This is a genomic window from Desulfocurvibacter africanus subsp. africanus DSM 2603, assembly GCF_000422545.1.
In the GTDB taxonomy this organism is placed as follows: domain Bacteria; phylum Desulfobacterota; class Desulfovibrionia; order Desulfovibrionales; family Desulfovibrionaceae; genus Desulfocurvibacter; species Desulfocurvibacter africanus.
Genome location: NZ_AULZ01000014.1, coordinates 56,091 through 71,607 on the forward strand (window position 1 = coordinate 56,091; position 15,517 = coordinate 71,607).

Sequence of the window (15,517 nt, forward strand, 5' to 3'; positions counted from 1 at the left end):
CGCTCCCTTCGGCGTTGACGGCGGAATTACATTCCGCCTACGCCTGCGTGGCGGCAAGCCATGCCGACGCATGGCTTGCAGAGCATTTTCAAAAGCAAAAGGCTCTATTTCCTGGCGCGCTGGGCCTCCAAGGCCTTGGCCTGCTCTTCGAAATTCTGGAAACCCGCATGGTGCAAGGCATCCTGAACAGTCTCAGACCAGTTCCAGCTGGCATAGATGACCAGCTTATGGAAGGTCTCGCGGAAGCCTTCCATCTCCTGCCGATAGAAAGACTCTTTAGGGGTGTCCAGGTTTTCACGCAACTGCTCGTTGAGCCTGGCCAATTCGCCTTCGTACCAGTCCTTGAGATCTGCTGAGCTCTTATACTTCTTGAGGATATGCTCGTAATTCTTCTGAACAAGCGTGCCCTTGAGCCTTTCCAGGTGCTTGCCGGACAGCCACTCACCCAGTTTGCTGACCGGGATACCCTCACTCTCGACTTTAGCCATTTCCAGCTTGGTCTTATGATAGGTGTCGGGCACCACTGAGGCACTGACAATTCCTGCAATGCACACCAGACCGCGCAGGATCTCGCTATTGGAAACACCCTGCCCGCAGAAGCCAACCTTCTTGGCTGCCTTTTGCCCGGCGAAAATGGTCACTAGGATAGCCCAAACGACACCTGGGTCCTCTTCGTCATAGATATGGCGCAAGCGGGAATTATCGCGGTCCGTGCCGAGCACCATCTGGGTCATGTCATTGGACCCTATGGAGAAACCGTCGAACTCCTCCAAGAACTGCTTAACAAGAATGGCATTGTTTGGGATCTCGGACATCAGGATGATCTTCAGGCCATCCACGCCCGACTTGAGCTTATGCACTTGCTCAAGATAGCGTTTCATGCTGCGTGCTTCTTCCAGAGTACGCACAAAGGGCAGCATGATGTTGAGATTCCGTCCGCCAAAGATTCCGCGTGCAAGCTTGAAGGACTCGAGCTCCCAATCGTGTATGTTGCGCGACACACCCCTATAACCGAGCATGGGGTTGTCCTCATGAGATTCGAAGAGCAGGCCGCCCACGAGGTTACGGTATTCGTTGGTCTTGAAGTCCGTGGTTCTGTAGATGATTTCGCGCCCGTAAAAGGCCATGGCAAACAGGGCGAGGCTCTGGGACAAGGTCTGTACATAATATTCCCGTCCCGAACGGAAACCCTTGGAAATGAGCAGCGCGCGAATACGCTCAGGCAGAGTCCGCACGGTCTCCATCTCAGAGGCCAAGCCGATCTTAACGGCAACATCGCGGCGCATTTCGGCGATTTCGGCCAGTGTCGTGGTGACCATTGGATCGTCCTTGATGCGATCCTTGACCTTTTGAATCTTTAGTTCCACATCCTGACGCTGTTTGAGGGCGTCCGGATCCCTGGGCAAGGGCTCGAAGACCTCGGTCCAGCCCATCACCACGGCTATGTGCGCCTCCAAATCCACTGACGTTTTGAGGATGTCGAAACGTTCGGTAGCCAGTTCCACATGGTGGTCGAGCTTCTTGTCGAGCTCACGCAGACGGCGGTGGATGGCCAGCACCTCGTCGGTGCCGCGAGCGCTTTCCTTGTTGGTCAGCGCCTCCATCTCCTTATCCAGGCCGGTGATGAGGCCCACATAGTTGCGCAATTTCAAGTTGAAGGAAATGATGCCTGCATCAAGCTGCTCGCGGAGTACCTTGGTCAGCTTGGCGTCCAGCTCCTTGATCTTGGACTCGACGAGCTTTTGCAGCCTGCCGTTGTCATAGGCCTCCAGCGCAGCGGGATGCACGCCGATGTTGCCCAACATGAACTCGGCGCGGAGCAAACCGACCTCGAAATCAGGCACATTGCGCAAGCGTGACAGGAACAGAGACTGGCCCACATCGGCCAAGATGAGACCGACTTTGGTTTTAGTGGCAGGCAGAGTGGAAACGTCGATTTCTCCACCAACTTCTACGAGTGGATGCTTCCCACGATAGGCCTTGCCGCGCGAACCATCCACTGTGACGTCCGCGCCATCCAGCGAACGCAGCACTTCCAAGCGCTGAATGCCGATAATCGCCGGGATGCCCAACTCACGGGAAGTAATGGCCGCATGGCTCGTATCGCCACCCACATCCGCCAAGATGGCCGAGGCGATGCGCATGCCAGGAACCATGTCCGGGTCCGTACGCTCTGCTGCCAGCACATCGCCTTTATTGATCTTATTGAGCTCCAGGGCCGAGCGCAGATACTTGACCTTGCCCTGGCCTGCGCCACGGGAAGCGCCATTGCCCTCCAGGACGACTTCGGCGGTAGGCAGTGCCTTGGGATCTACTTCCAGGCGACGCATGAAGATCGTATAGGGGTGATGCTCCAGGTCCTCGTTCCAGCGGGTTTCGGGACGAGCCTGCACGAACCAGAGGCGTGAGGAGCCGTCGATGCAGAACTCCGTATCCATGATCATGCCGCCATAAGCCTTGCTGATGGCGCGCACACCCTTGGCAACCTCCTCGGCCTGAGCCAAAGACAAAGACCACCGATAGGCCTCCTCTTCTTCGACCTTGACCAACTCGGTCCCGCCCTTCTCGCTGTAGACAATCTTCTTGTCCTTAAAGCCCATGGAACGGATGACGACCTCGGCCCCATCGTCACGCTGAAAGACGTAGAATTTGTCCGGAGTGACCATGCCGCCCACCACGGCCTCTCCCAGACCATAACTGGCGTCGATGGATACGAGTTCGTTGCGCGAAGTTCCGCGGCAACCCGTAGCTGTATCGGCCGAGAAAGCCGTACCCGAAATGACCGGGTTGATCATGCGCATGATGCACACCGAGAGCGAGGTGTTCTCGATGGCCCACTCTTTCTTCGCCTCCTCGGCGATTGTGTTGTCACCCGTCTCTTCGGCCTTGCGCACGGCATCTAGGATGGCTTCGCGGCGATAGGTCATGGAACGCAGGTTGTAGGCTGAGGAGCAATCCCACAAATAGGCATCAAGCGCCTGTTTTTCGCCGACGATATTCAGATATGTATCCTGCAGGCCCGCAAAGGCTTTCTTTCGACTGTCCTCGCCCGCAGCCGATGAACGCACTGCTACTGGCACGTCCTCCAGCTTGGCTTCGCGGCATATGGACAGGTAAGCGCCGCGCACGGCATCTTCCACATCCATCGGCAATTGCACGGACAAAATGGCGACCTGCACGAGCACCGAGCGCTTACGCAGTTGGTCAATACCTTCGGGAGAAACGGCGAAGCCCTCAACCACGTTATTGATAAAGGTGCGTAGGCGGATGAGGTTGCCTTTTTGCGCACTCGTCTCGGACTTGACCTTGCGGGCTATGGAACGCACAAACTTCTTTAGGAATTCCGGATCTTTATTGATCTCGGCATCGTTCCAATCCGTGTTCACGTATTCCGTATCGACTATGGAACGGACAAGAGAAGCATTGACCTTGGTTTCATCAAGGACTTTGTGAAACGCGATAGAGGAAATGGCCCGGAACTGTGGGGCCCGGATGCCCGAAACCTGGCTGATAATGGCCGTGTTATAGTTCTTCCCACCCACGAGAATCTCGGCATCCTCGCCGATCTCGACGATATCGGCTCCATTGAGCACAAGCTTGTCCTTAAGCCCTGAGACATGCTCCTTGCCCATGGTCTTATCGCCTTTCTCCGCAAGCTTAATCTGTGGGGTATCTTCAGGTTTAGTCACGGCTTTTGCCATTTGCTTCTCCTTGCACGTCCAGGATTCTCGAAACAAACGATGCTTAAATCAAAACGGCGTCTACTCCAACTTCTCCGCACATACCGGCAGACTTGTTCAGACATCCCGGAGCGCGCCGCGAAACTCTCAACCTAACGTACCTAGCGCGAGCCAGCGAGCCAAGTCAATGAGTTCCTCAGTCGTTCGCCACTATATCCTGTCCGCAGTATGGACAGAAGTTGTATTCATCGCGTGTTAAAGGCTCCTTGCAATTGGGACAAGAACGCGGAACTGGTCCAAGTTCCACCAGCAGTTCACCTTCTTTGACAGGCACCATCTTCTTGCTCTGCTGGAAGTCAGCATCTTTGAGCACACGTTTTACCATGCCATCTACGGGCGCAAAGATCGCCTTTTCCTGCTTCATAACAGAAACATTGAACAACTCCTCCCCAGCCTTGACGAAATCGCCTGGACTCACGTGCATGACCCACAAATCGCCATTGCATGGGGCTGCTACGTGGTAGATATTGGATGCTTCGGCCAACTCAACACCCACCAGAGCTTTACCCTTGGCTTCAGCCACCTTTACCTGCGAACTTAGAATCTCCGAGTCGAGCACGTAACGCACCACGCTCATGCCGCGGTCGTCAACGGCAGATATATCCAGAATATGCATGAGGTGCGGTTTGCCTCGTGTGTCCTCGAAAACCAACTCTTGTCCAGTCTCCAGCCCTTCGAACCAGACATCCAATGGCAGATTATTCGGATCTCCATATTTGGAACGGAATTCAATGGTCTTGAGCGCGTCACCGGGATGGTTAAGATACATGACGTATTCTTCTTCCGTAGGCTGGCGCTGCAAACGCAAACGCAAGGCCTTGTGCTCGGCCTTGATATCCATATCAGGCAGCGCTTCCAAGGGAGATTGCTCGGTGCGCTCGGTCAGCGCGCGCTTGTACTCAGGCCCAAAAGCGCTCTGATAAACCCATTCGGGAGGGAAGCCCAAGGGCAACTTGCCATATTTTCCCAAAAGAAGCTGACGAAAAGCGTCATTGGAGTCGCGGTAGAGAAGCAGCCGATCCTCTTTTACCGCCTTGGTCAACTTTTCTTCCGGTGTAGATGCGACATCCTCCAGGACCTCCAGAAGATGGAGCACCTCGCGCTCTCCACCGCGCTTGTAGGCTCCGGTCACAGCCAGGAAAGCAGCATTCCAGGTGATCTGAGAGCCAGGCGTCACATCATGATAATGCACTATCTTGCGTGTGCCAGCCAGGAACTGGAGCATGTATGGCAGCAACTGGATGTAGCCCTGCTTGAGGGCGCCTTCTTGCGAACTGGATGTAGCGCCGCCCGGCATGCCATGCTCTACCACGTCATAGTCAATGCCACGGAAGTACGGTGCCGTGTAGCGGTCGTAATAGGGCATGATTTGTTTAAGCACGAACCCGGATTGCCGAATCATATCCTTGTTGAGCACATTGGAAAGGCCCAACTCTTCCAAGTAGGCGGCCGTGGACAGCACTTCGCCTTGGCCGTACCAGCGCACCGTTGCTCCGATGGCCACGTCTGTAATGTGCGCTCCGGCCTCGCAGGCCGCAGCCACGGCAGGAACGAACAGGCCATCCGTGTAGTGGCGATGGTAATGCAGGATGAGCTCGGGGTAGCGTTTGCGCAGGGTCGTCACCAACTCGCGCATGAAACGCGGAGGGCAAACGCCGGCCATATCCTTGAGGCCCAAGATGATGCGTTTGGCGATGTTATCGGTTGAGACCCCGGCGACCTTGGCGCACATATCCACGATCTCGTCGGCTACGCCAACGTAATGTTCCACCGTGAACAGATGTTGCCGCACAGGAGACCAGGACAGAGAGATAGCCGGCTCGAATATCTTGCCGTCCTTTTCGTGGGCAAGGGCCACTTCGGCGAAGGGCCGCATGTTTTCCACATGGTTAAGGAAGTCGAAGCAACGGATAATGTCGTAATGCTCGCAGATCATCTCGCCCGTCTTGCGCATGAGATTGCGTGGTTGGGGCTTGTAGCCGAGCACATTGGTGGAACGGATGAGAACCTGCTTGAGGGTCTTGGGCGCGAAGACATTCCAGTCAGCCGCCTCGGTGAACGGGTAGGTCATGTTGGCCAGCATGGCCACGTGGAAGTGTGCGCCGCCGCCGTTTTCCAGCGAGAAAAAGCCGCACTTGTCCAGGTAAGGTCCAACAATACGGTCCTCGGCAAGGCGGAAGCGGTTGCCGCTGTTGGACTGGGTGATGTCGCGGGTGGTGGTATCCGTGAAGTGCATCACGCCATCGGAGCGAGTGTCGCGCACATAGTCCAGGATGGCCTTGGCGTCGCCACGTGGGTAGGGTGACGTCCAAGCATCCTTATCCGACTTGGGCAGTACCGGGTTGAAACGGCCTGTGCGCATGTCACCTTGGCCGCGGTACTTACCTAGCGATACGTAGGGGTTGTAACCCTTGGCCGAAATCTCGGCTACGAACTGCGAGAGTCGGATCTCCTCGGACTCCTCGTCCGTATAGCATAAGAGTTCAGGCGTGCAGTCGATGAATTTGGTGTCATACTCGACGTTCTGAAACTTGGGGTGCTGCAATACCTGTAAATGGAAAGGAATGGTCGTCTTTACGCCGCCGACCATGTATTCGCGCAAAGCGCGCTCCATGATCTTGTAGACTTTGGGCCACTCGTGTCCAAAGGAGATGAGCAACGCTGCGGCCGAATCATACTGCGAAGGGAAATCGTAGCCAACGGATACGCAGGAATCAAGGCGGATGCCCTGGCCACCAGGCGATACATAACGGGTGATGACGCCGGCATTCGGCTGGAAATTGTTGCGCGGGTCTTCGCTGTTAATGCGGCACTGCATGGCCTTCACGCTGGGCTTCGTGTTATCCTCGGTGAAGCGCAGCTTGGAGCCCAGGGCAACAGCGATCTGTTCCTCCACCAAATCGATGCCATAGCGCATTTCGGTGATACCGTGTTCCACCTGCAGGCGCGTATTGACTTCGATGAGGTACGGCGTGCCCTGACCATCCACAAGAAATTCCACGGTGCACAGGGAATGATATTTTACAGCGCTCACCAGATCGGTGGCGTACTGCTTGAGTTGCGTCCGCAACTCGTCGGTCATGCCTGGCCAGGGCGAGGGTGTGACTTCGATGAGCTTTTGGTGCTTGCGCTGAACCGTGCAGTCGCGCTCGTCAAAAGCGAAAACATTACCGTACTTGTCAGCGATGACCTGAATTTCGATATGGCGGATATTGGTGAGCAGCTTCTCCACATAAAGGCGTGGGTTGCCGAAAGATGCCTGAGCCAGTGCCGAGGCCTTATGGAAAGCGCTCTCCAGTTGCTCGTCGGTATAAATCTCGGAAATACCACGTCCGCCGCCGCCGCCTTCAGCCTTGAGCATGATGGGATAACCCATCTCCTTGGCAAGCCGCCTCGCCTCGGGGATGCTCACCGAATTCTCGGAGCCCGGCACCACGGGCACGCCGATCTCCTTGGCAAGCTTACGCACCTCGACCTTGTTGCCGAGCTTGCGCATTGCCTCGGACGTGGGTCCGATAAAGATAATTCCCGCTTCGTCACATTTCTGAGGGAAAGTATCGTCCTCTGCGGCAAAGCCCCAGCCGGGGTGAATTGCTACGATGCCACGGCGTTTGGCTTTGCGAATGATAAGATCGATATCGAGGTATGAGCGAGGGTCCTCGCCCAAAAGCAGTAGTTCGCGAGCTGCGGAAGCCGAGGGAGACGTCTTGTCCACATCGGTCACCGTCAAAACGGAAATGGCTTGAAACTGCTCCCGGAGCGTGCGCACGATCCTGCGCGCTGGAATGCCCCGGTTGGCCACCAGGACCGGCTTACCCTTGATTTCGGAAAGGACTTTCTCGAAGGTCTTCGGTGCCATATCAATCCTTCGTTCGTGATATGCTTGGCGGGAGAGGAAAAGATAACGTATCTGGCTGCTGTGGCGAACAAATCCTATAATGGAATAATAGTGCCTGAGTAAAGCACTTGTTCACCTGCATCCTCGGCCAGCCGAAGACCGCCATCCTCCGACAGCCCGATAAGGGTACCCAGGCGCTCCCCCTCCCCTGTTTCTCGGATTCTGACCCTGGAGCCTCTCCAGGCCAACAACTCCTCCATGGATCGCACGAATTGGCAGGGCTCGCCTGCCTGTATTCTCTCAAGTTCACGGTAGGCAGGCGTGATCAGTCTCAACCATAGGCCCAAAATGCCGAAATCATGCCCCAGACTGCTCAGGTGGCCTGCCGGTGCAACCGCGCCAGCGCGCATGTCCTGCGGGCCGGGCGCAGAACTCAAGTTGAGTCCGAAACCCACCAAAAGCAAATCCTTGCGCTCCTCTACTAACACTCCACCAACTTTGGCATCGCCATGCAGCAGATCGTTGGGCCATTTCATGCGCAAATCAGGCACGTACACCTGCAAGGCCTTGCATAAAATATAACCGGCCAGAAGAGATGCAAGCCGTGTCCACTGTTCGGGAAGCCTTGGCCAAAGCCAGGCGGCATACAGATTTCCGGGGGGAGAATCCCAGTGGCGGCGAGTCTGGCCCCGTCCGCACTGTTGGCTCACGGCCAAAATGGAGCTCCAAGGTGGGAGCGCGTTCTGGGCGGCAAGACGCCAAGCCAGGTCCATGGAGGATCCGCATGGCCCGCTGACCAGTACTGGCCAAGCAATCTCCACGGCTTCACTGGTCCAACAATCCAGGTGTTCTCCACCAAATGATTGCCGGCGACGCACCCAAGGGGCCAAGCCTTGAACATCTAAACCCCAAAGCGGGTGCGCTTGCGCAAGTTCGTCGGGCGTGACGGCAGCTCCGGGCTCCAGTTCATCGGCCAAGAGATGTATACCTTTTTCAATCATGCAGTTCCTCGCAAATGCCAGGCATGCCGCGGTGCTGGTGGACCACGAGCGGTTCTGTTAGCAAAAAGACATGAAGTTGTTCCTTGTAGGCGGCGCCGTACGTGACCTACTGCTAGGCAGACCGCGTAGCGATGAGGACATCCTCGTTTTCGGCATGAGCCGCGAGGAATTCCGGCAGCGCTTCCCCATGGCCAAAGAGGTCGGCAGAACCACGCCTTCATTTGTGCTTGAAGGCCGGGAATATATGCTCCCACGTGGCCCAGACATCGATGCGGACTTGGCTGCCCGCGACCTTACCATCAATGCCCTGGCTTTGGATGAGCAGGGGCAATTATATGCACATCCTCGGGCCTTGGAAGACCTGCATTACAGAATTCTTCGCCCCGCCTCGCCGGACTCCCTGATCGCCGACCCTGTGCGGGTGCTGCGTGCAGCACGCTTCAGCGCAGAACTGCCAGAGTTTACGGCTTCAGGCGAACTACTCCAGTCCATGCGTGAGGCCGCGCAGAAAGCAGATTATGCGGAACTGCCCCGCGAGCGCGTCAGTAAGGAAATCCTCAAAGCCATGGCCGCACCCCAGCCTTCGCGCTTCGTCGGGCTGCTCGCGCAGACAGGAGCCCTTGCACCGTGGTTTGCGGAAATCGAAGGATTCGACCGCATACCTGCCGGACCAGCACCCTATCATACAGGCAGCCTATTAGCCCATCTGCAGCGGGTTATGGACAGACTTGCCGGCTCGCCCCTGGCCGTATGGATGGGCCTTTGCCACGATCTGGGCAAGGCAGGCACAGATCCGTCGCGCTGGCCGAAGCACCACAAGCACGACAAACTCGGTGCGCCGCTAGCCGAAGCTTTGGCCCGCCGTCTGGGCCTGCCGGAACGGTACGTACGGGCTGGACGCATCGCCGCGGCGCTGCATATGACCGCCGCACACTACTCCATTCTAAGACCCGGCACTCGCGTGGACATCCTCAGCCAATTGCATAACCACGGCCTGCTCGAAGAGATGTTTGCCCTGATAGCCGCCGACCAGCCCGAGAGCGCGCCTTTGGCCGATGCAGCCAAGATGGAGGCCCAGGCCCGCCATGATCTTCAGACGATGCTCAAGGTACGCCTCCCGCCAGAGGACCGCAATCGTGGCCCGCGCTCAGGCCAAAGACTGCGCGAGTTGCGCTGCCTGGCTTTGGCCAAATCAGAACGCAGACAACACTCCGTGGACAAGCCTGCCTAAAGCAGATTGCTTTTAAGACGCCCGCTTCGGCGTTGACGGCGCAAGTGAATTGCGCCTACGCCTACGCGGCGGCAAGCCATGCCGACGCATGGCTTGCAGAGCATTTTCAAAAGCAAAATGCTCTAAAGGAGCATTCAGAGCCTTGGCATCGCGACCAGAAAACAGCCGTGCTTAATGCAATGCTCGCCGGCGAGGAGCCCTCCTCTTCCCTACGGGCCAAGCCGCCACATCCTCGGGAAGAACGCTGAAAACCGCCCGCCGGCCGGGTGCGATGCTCCCGTACTCTTCTGCTACACCCAGGGCGCAGGCGGGGTTGTACGTGACCAGGGCCAAAGCCTGAGCCAGATCAAGCGAATCGAGCAATCCCTCGCGGAAAAAACGCAGTTCGTTCCATAAGTCCAGATCGGCATTGGAAGTCAGGCCATCGGTGCCAAGACAAATGTTCACCCCGGCGGCAAACAGCGCTTCCCACGGCGCACGCCCCACGGCCATGCGCGCGTTGCTGCGTGGACACAGACAGACATTCGCGGCCCTCTCATGGAGGAGTCCGATGTCCACGTCATCCACGTGCACGCAGTGCACAGCCAAAGTCGAGGAGTCGAGCAACCCCAGGGAATCGGCGTAAACCACGGATGAAAGCACTGGAGGCTGAAAATCGTGCGGCAGGATGCCTGCCCGGCGATAGAACTCGGCCAAAGCACCGCCTCCCGAGTTCAACAACTCAGCCTCGCCTTCGGGCTCGGCCAAGTGAATGCTGAAAGGCCTGCCATGAACTCTGGACCATTGCTTGGCTTGCCGCAGGAAGTCGGGATGTGTGGAATACGGTGCGTGGCCTGCCGTCGCTGCATGCCTGAGAGCCGCGTCCGACAGCGTTCGCTCACAAATCACGGCAGGCCCGGCATGAGATTGGCTGGAAAAGCCGAATACTTCCATGAACTGCCAGTAGCCAAGTCCGGCGGAATCCAGCGCCGCAGCCACAGCTTCGCAGTTGCGGCCCGTGATATCAGCCACGAAAGCCGTGCCGCAATCCAGCATCTGGCCCAAGGCCGTCTGGAGGGCTTCAGGACGGAGTGGCTCGCGCAGATGGGGCACAAGGCTGCGGACCCAGGGCAGGAAACCCTTGCCCAAGGTCAGGCCATGGCCGAGGTGCGATAATTCGAGGTGACAATGCGCATTGACCAGTCCTGGGGCCAATGCAACTCCGCGAAAGTCGGCCACCTCGCTATGGATACGTCCCCGTAACTCGCGCCATGGACCCACCGCTTCGACTTGGCCGTGATCGCCCAGGATCAAGGCGTCCTCCAGGGGGCCGCCGTCCTCGACAGTCATGGTCCACGCGAACCCCACCCGGAGGGCGAATGGCTCTTGCGGAAAAGCAACACGTCGCACGGTCACTCGAAGAGGTAGGAAAACCGCTTGGCGATCTCTTCGGTGCGGGAGGCCACGCTCACGGCTACGTCGCCCAGGTCCTCGCGGCCAGTGAAGCCAAGATCGCTCTCCAGGTAAAAGCCGAGGACATCACTCTGTTCCGTGAACAGCCAGATCACAGCCCACCCCGATGCCAAACCCGGCCTATCCGTGAACTCGGCCTTGGTGGCCATGCGCAGGGTTATCTTCTTCTCCTCGCCCACTGCAAGTCGGAAGAGCGTCGACTTGCCAAAGGTTTCCTTGAGGGCAAAGGCCAGCCGGATGCCTATGGGATCCGAGCCCGCATGCTCCACAATGACAGGAATGCGCGGACTACTTTCCTTTTCTGCTTCGGGGACTGCGCGCGGCGTAGATCCCGGCCGCTGTGGAGAAACTTCCTGAGCTTGGGCGTTTGGTATCCCCGCGAAAAGGGTTCCGAAGCAAATTACGGTAAAGATAGCAACGAGCAGTTCTCTGTACATGGCCCTCCCAGGTCAGCGCGGATCAGTGGCTACCGCGCGTCCTCAATCGCCGCATGAGTTCGTGAATCTCTTTCGCGTGCTCCCTGTGGACCGAAGCCAGAAACGCCTCGAGCCGTCCACGCACCACGTCGAGGCGCGGCAAACCTTGGACTGTAACAAGCCCAAGGCTGTCGAAATCCAGTGGGGCCATGGCCATGGACTCGTCCAGGTGCTGGGAATAGCCTTCCAAGGTGGCTCCGGTGCACCGCTCCTTCTCCTGTTCCAGAGGGTCCAGGGAACGCATATAGCACATTACATCCGATGGGCGCCCTTCCTTGTTGGCCTGTTCGATGCTTCGGTTCGATGCATCGGCCAATTCACGCACCTGGTTATAATTCGCAGTGAGCCGCTTGCGCCGCGGGTCCTTGGAATCGGGCTCATAACGGCCATGGAGGTATACTTCGACCTCACTCTGAAGAATCCCGTATGTCTCAAGCACGCTCTTGGTCCACCTGCCCTTGCTGGTCAAGGCAAAGGAAGGTTTGAAAACATGCCGCCACTCGCCCGGATCCTGCTCGGCAAGTTGCAGATAGGGTTCGGCTAGAACCCCGATGTTATCATAGAAGCTCTCCGTCGTGGCTCTGTCAAGAAGCAGATAACGCAAGGCGGCGGCGCTACGACGAAGATGCGGTAGGCGCTCCCGAAGCTCCCCGGCAAGTTCGGCCAGCTTGGACAAGACTCGCTCGATCTCTACGCGCGAACCGAAAAACGTATCGGCCATTTCAGCCAAGGTTTCCTCGGCTAGATCATCCACCAATGTTCTCGGTCCTTTGTCCATAACCGCTAGCTTCTCCACACTAAAAACTTGGTTGGATTTTTTAATACCATCTGCCTGATTGGCGGGCAACCAGAGCACCGATCTGTCGCAATACAATCCCCAACCAAGGCTTTTATCCGCACAAGGTGATCAACCCTAAGCGTATGATTTCGCTCCTGGTAGGCTCAACCTATCACAGGACGATTCGTGGCTCGCGTCACGAGAGGACCAGCATCGGATTCGGAAGGAAACTTCTCCCGCAGCTTGTCGAGCACGGCATGGGGCACGAGGCCATTGATATTGCCATGGTGTTTGGCGGCTTCCTTGATAATTGTGGAGCTGCTGTACAGCCACTGGTAATCGGTCATGAGAAAGACCGTCTGAACCTGCCTGTTCAGCTTGCGGTTCATAAGCGCCATCTGGAACTCGAACTCGAAGTCGCTTACAGCGCGTAGCCCGCGCAGGATGACGTTTGCACCGCGCTTGGCCACATAATCAACCAGCAGCCCGGAGAAGGGTTCGACCATGAGCCTGGGCTCATTCCGAAAGGCTTGTTCGGCCATGGCCACGCGCTCTTCCAAACTGAAGAGAGGCATCTTGTGCGTGTCCTTGGCCACGGCGAAGATGATCGTTTCGAAGATCTGCAGCCCCCGCCGCACCAAGCTTACATGCCCGTTGTGCAGGGGATCGAACGTGCCGGGATAGACGGCTACGCAGGATCTGTAGTTCGCCATAGTAGTATCCTCGTCTGACCGTAACACCGGTCCGTTTCCAGGGCCAGCCCGGGCAGGCTTTCCAGGTCCTTGAAATCCAGCGAAGCTTCAACCTCGGCCAAGATGAGTGCGCCGGGCGCAACCCAAGCCTTGCTAAATGCAAGCTGCAAGGCTGGCTCCAGTAAATTTTGGCCATAAGGAGGATCGATAAAAATGAGACCGAAGGCTTCGTCGGGCCGGGCCTTGAGAACCGTGAACAGATCCCTTGCCTCGACGCGATAACGGGCAGGCTCCACGCCCAAGCCACGCAGGTTCTCACGTAGCATGGCCGCGGCCTTACGGTTCATTTCCACGAACAAGGCGAACTCCGCCCCACGGCTCAAGGTCTCAATACCCAGGCTGCCGCTGCCGGCGAAAAAGTCCGCCACGCGCAAACCTTCGAATTCCAAGCCTCTGGCAGAGAGCATGTTAAAGGCCGCCTCGCGCACCTTGGCCGTGGCCGGCCTGTAGCCTGGACCTTCCACGGTCTTGATTGACCGCCCGCGAAACGCGCCGCTATGAATGCGCATCTACATCTCGGAGTTGAGCTTCATGAGCGACTGGTTGACTTCCAGCAGTCGCTCGCGCAACTCGGTTTGATCTATCCAAGGCTTGGACTTGACCTCGCCCAAGCGCGAGCGGAAATCTCCAAGAAGCTTTTGCGTGGTGCCCAGCAGATAATCCCAATCCACGCTCGGGCGGGCCTTGGCCACGTCCACTTCAATGGCAGGCGCACGGCCGGGCTCAAGAGTGACATCCTCCAGGTAATCGGGAATGTGCACTTCGAGGCCAAGGCGGCTACGGATCAATTCAGCAAATGTCTCTTGCGCCTTAGCCTCGCCGTGCACCAGGAAAACCTTCATGGCCTTGTTGCGGAAATTCGACAGCCAGTCGAGCATCTGGCTCTGCCCCGCATGGGCCGAGAACCCGCCGATGGTGTAGACCTTGGCATTGACGGCTACTTCCTCGCCCAGGATGAGGATCTTCTTGGCTCCGTCCACTATCTTGCGTCCCGGCGTGCCCATGGCCTGGAAACCGGTGAAGACGATGCTAGCGCCCTTGCGCCAGAGATTGTGGCGCAAGTGGTGCTTGATGCGCCCGGCATTGGCCATGCCGCTTGCCGAGATGATGATGGCCGGCTTGCGCAGATTGTTGAGGGCCATGGACTCCTGGGCCGTCTGAGTGAAACGCAGATTGGGAAATTCCAGGGGGTGCTCACCGTTATTGATCAGCTCCCTAGTCTCTTTGTCCAGGTACTCGGGATGCTGCTTGAAGACCTCCGTGGCCTTGATGGCCAAGGGACTGTCGAGATAGATGGGCATATCGGCTGGCAGCTTGCCTTCCTTGGCCAGGATGAACAAAGTATAAATGATCTCCTGGCTGCGTTCCACGGCAAAAGCCGGGATGATGACCTTCTCGCCATTGGCATAACTGTAGCGGATGGCCTCGGCAAGCTCCTCGCGGCTCTTTTGCGGATCCTTGTGGTCGCGGTTGCCGTAGGTGGATTCCATCAGCAAATAATCCGCGGTCTCCACAATGGAGGGGTCCTGAATGAGCAGCTGATCCGGTCGGCCCAGGTCGCCGGAAAAGACCAGTTTGGTCTCCTTGCCATCCTCCTGCACGAACAGCTCGATGACCGCCGAGCCAAGAATATGCCCTGCGTCCAAGAAGCGCGCCCGTACGCCAGGCACCGGCTCGAACCAGTCCATGTACTCCTTGGGTCGAATAAGCCCCACGGCCTTGAGCGCGTCGGCTTGGTCGTACAATGGCTCGACGGCTGGCTGGCCACGACGCAGGTTCTTGTAGTTGCGCCATTCCGCTTCCATCTCCTGGATGTGTGCACTGTCCTGGAGCATGATATCCAGAAGGGCACGCGTGGGCACAGTGGCGTATACGGGACCGTTGAAGCCGGTCTTGACCAGGCGAGGCAGCAATCCCGAATGATCGATATGTGCGTGGGTGACTAGGATGCTCTCCAGGTCCTCGGGGGCGTAGGGCTGCATATCCTCGTTGCGCTTGTCGATCTCCCGATTGCCCTGATGCATGCCGCAGTCCACGGCAAAACGCCTGCCGTTGGCCTCAAGGACATAGCAGGAGCCCGTCACGGTCCTGGCCGCGCCTAAGAACTTGATTTTCATGGGACCCTCAACGATTTAAGTTACTCACAAGCGAGTATGCACTTAGAGCATTTTGCTTTTGAAAATGCTCTGCAAGGCATGCTTCGGCATGGCTTGCCGCCGCGTAGGCGTAGGCGCAATTCATTTGCGCCG

At 57.4% G+C, this 15,517-nt stretch carries 10 protein-coding genes; 1 reads left to right on the forward strand and 9 read right to left on the reverse strand.

All coding sequences use genetic code 11. The features are described 5' to 3' along the window. Positions 1–104 precede the first annotated feature (104 nt). The 3 genes from H585_RS0110835 to H585_RS0110845 all read right to left on the reverse strand — a co-directional run bounded on the left by H585_RS0110835 (position 105) and on the right by H585_RS0110845 (position 8,579). Positions 105–3,701, reverse strand: coding sequence for a PEP/pyruvate-binding domain-containing protein (locus tag H585_RS0110835; RefSeq protein ID WP_027367825.1), 3,597 nt, complete (start codon positions 3,699–3,701; stop codon positions 105–107). 175 nt (positions 3,702–3,876) lie between these two features. Next, positions 3,877–7,599 (reverse strand): pyruvate carboxylase, encoded by a 3,723-nt coding sequence (locus H585_RS0110840; protein ID WP_014261068.1) that lies wholly within the window; start codon positions 7,597–7,599, stop codon positions 3,877–3,879. A 74-nt stretch (positions 7,600–7,673) separates the two neighbouring features. Further along, positions 7,674–8,579 carry a biotin--[acetyl-CoA-carboxylase] ligase gene (locus H585_RS0110845; protein ID WP_027367826.1) on the reverse strand — a complete coding sequence of 302 codons (906 nt, stop codon included), beginning with the start codon at positions 8,577–8,579 and terminating at the stop codon, positions 7,674–7,676. 70 nt (positions 8,580–8,649) lie between these two features. Here H585_RS0110845 and H585_RS0110850 point away from each other — a divergent pair, with 70 nt between their 5' ends. Further along, on the forward strand, positions 8,650–9,810 hold the full coding sequence (locus H585_RS0110850; protein ID WP_027367827.1) for a tRNA nucleotidyltransferase/poly(A) polymerase-related protein: 1,161 nt from the start codon (positions 8,650–8,652) through the stop codon (positions 9,808–9,810). 171 nt (positions 9,811–9,981) lie between these two features. Here the strand turns inward: H585_RS0110850 and H585_RS0110855 are convergent, their stop codons facing one another. The 6 genes from H585_RS0110855 to H585_RS0110880 form a co-directional block, all read right to left on the reverse strand. Further along, positions 9,982–11,139: an amidohydrolase family protein gene (locus H585_RS0110855; protein WP_034627849.1), complete on the reverse strand. Its 1,158-nt coding sequence runs from the start codon at positions 11,137–11,139 to the stop codon at positions 9,982–9,984. Between the two features lie 62 nt (positions 11,140–11,201). Then, entirely contained in the window at positions 11,202–11,699 is a 498-nt protein-coding gene (locus H585_RS0110860; protein ID WP_027367829.1) for a hypothetical protein, read from the reverse strand. 22 nt (positions 11,700–11,721) lie between these two features. Continuing rightward, complete coding sequence (locus H585_RS0110865) at positions 11,722–12,516, reverse strand: hypothetical protein (protein WP_027367830.1); 795 nt, start codon at positions 12,514–12,516, stop codon at positions 11,722–11,724. Positions 12,517–12,680: 164 nt separating this feature from the next. Further along, positions 12,681–13,229, reverse strand: a complete 549-nt coding sequence (coaD, locus tag H585_RS0110870; protein WP_014261074.1) for a pantetheine-phosphate adenylyltransferase — start codon at positions 13,227–13,229, stop codon at positions 12,681–12,683. Then, positions 13,205–13,777 carry a 16S rRNA (guanine(966)-N(2))-methyltransferase RsmD gene (rsmD, locus tag H585_RS0110875; RefSeq protein WP_027367831.1) on the reverse strand — a complete coding sequence of 191 codons (573 nt, stop codon included), beginning with the start codon at positions 13,775–13,777 and terminating at the stop codon, positions 13,205–13,207. Before rsmD ends, coaD begins: the two co-directional genes overlap by 25 nt. Further along, a complete protein-coding gene (locus H585_RS0110880; RefSeq protein WP_005983451.1) occupies positions 13,778–15,385 on the reverse strand; it encodes an MBL fold metallo-hydrolase RNA specificity domain-containing protein in 1,608 nt (535 codons plus the stop codon). It lies immediately after the preceding gene. Positions 15,386–15,517 lie beyond the last annotated feature (132 nt).

Excerpts from the sequence above, each read along its gene's own strand:
- H585_RS0110865 (WP_027367830.1), bottom strand. The coding sequence starts at position 12,516 with ATGGACAAAGGACCGAGAACATTGGTGGATGATCTAGCCGAGGAAACC.
- coaD (WP_014261074.1), bottom strand. The coding sequence starts at position 13,229 with ATGGCGAACTACAGATCCTGCGTAGCCGTCTATCCCGGCACGTTCGAT.
- H585_RS0110850 (WP_027367827.1), top strand. The coding sequence starts at position 8,650 with ATGAAGTTGTTCCTTGTAGGCGGCGCCGTACGTGACCTACTGCTAGGC.
- H585_RS0110840 (WP_014261068.1), bottom strand. The coding sequence starts at position 7,599 with ATGGCACCGAAGACCTTCGAGAAAGTCCTTTCCGAAATCAAGGGTAAG.
- H585_RS0110880 (WP_005983451.1), bottom strand. The coding sequence starts at position 15,385 with ATGAAAATCAAGTTCTTAGGCGCGGCCAGGACCGTGACGGGCTCCTGC.
- H585_RS0110835 (WP_027367825.1), bottom strand. The coding sequence starts at position 3,701 with ATGGCAAAAGCCGTGACTAAACCTGAAGATACCCCACAGATTAAGCTT.
- rsmD (WP_027367831.1), bottom strand. The coding sequence starts at position 13,777 with ATGCGCATTCATAGCGGCGCGTTTCGCGGGCGGTCAATCAAGACCGTG.
- H585_RS0110855 (WP_034627849.1), bottom strand. The coding sequence starts at position 11,139 with ATGACTGTCGAGGACGGCGGCCCCCTGGAGGACGCCTTGATCCTGGGC.
- H585_RS0110860 (WP_027367829.1), bottom strand. The coding sequence starts at position 11,699 with ATGTACAGAGAACTGCTCGTTGCTATCTTTACCGTAATTTGCTTCGGA.
- H585_RS0110845 (WP_027367826.1), bottom strand. The coding sequence starts at position 8,579 with ATGATTGAAAAAGGTATACATCTCTTGGCCGATGAACTGGAGCCCGGA.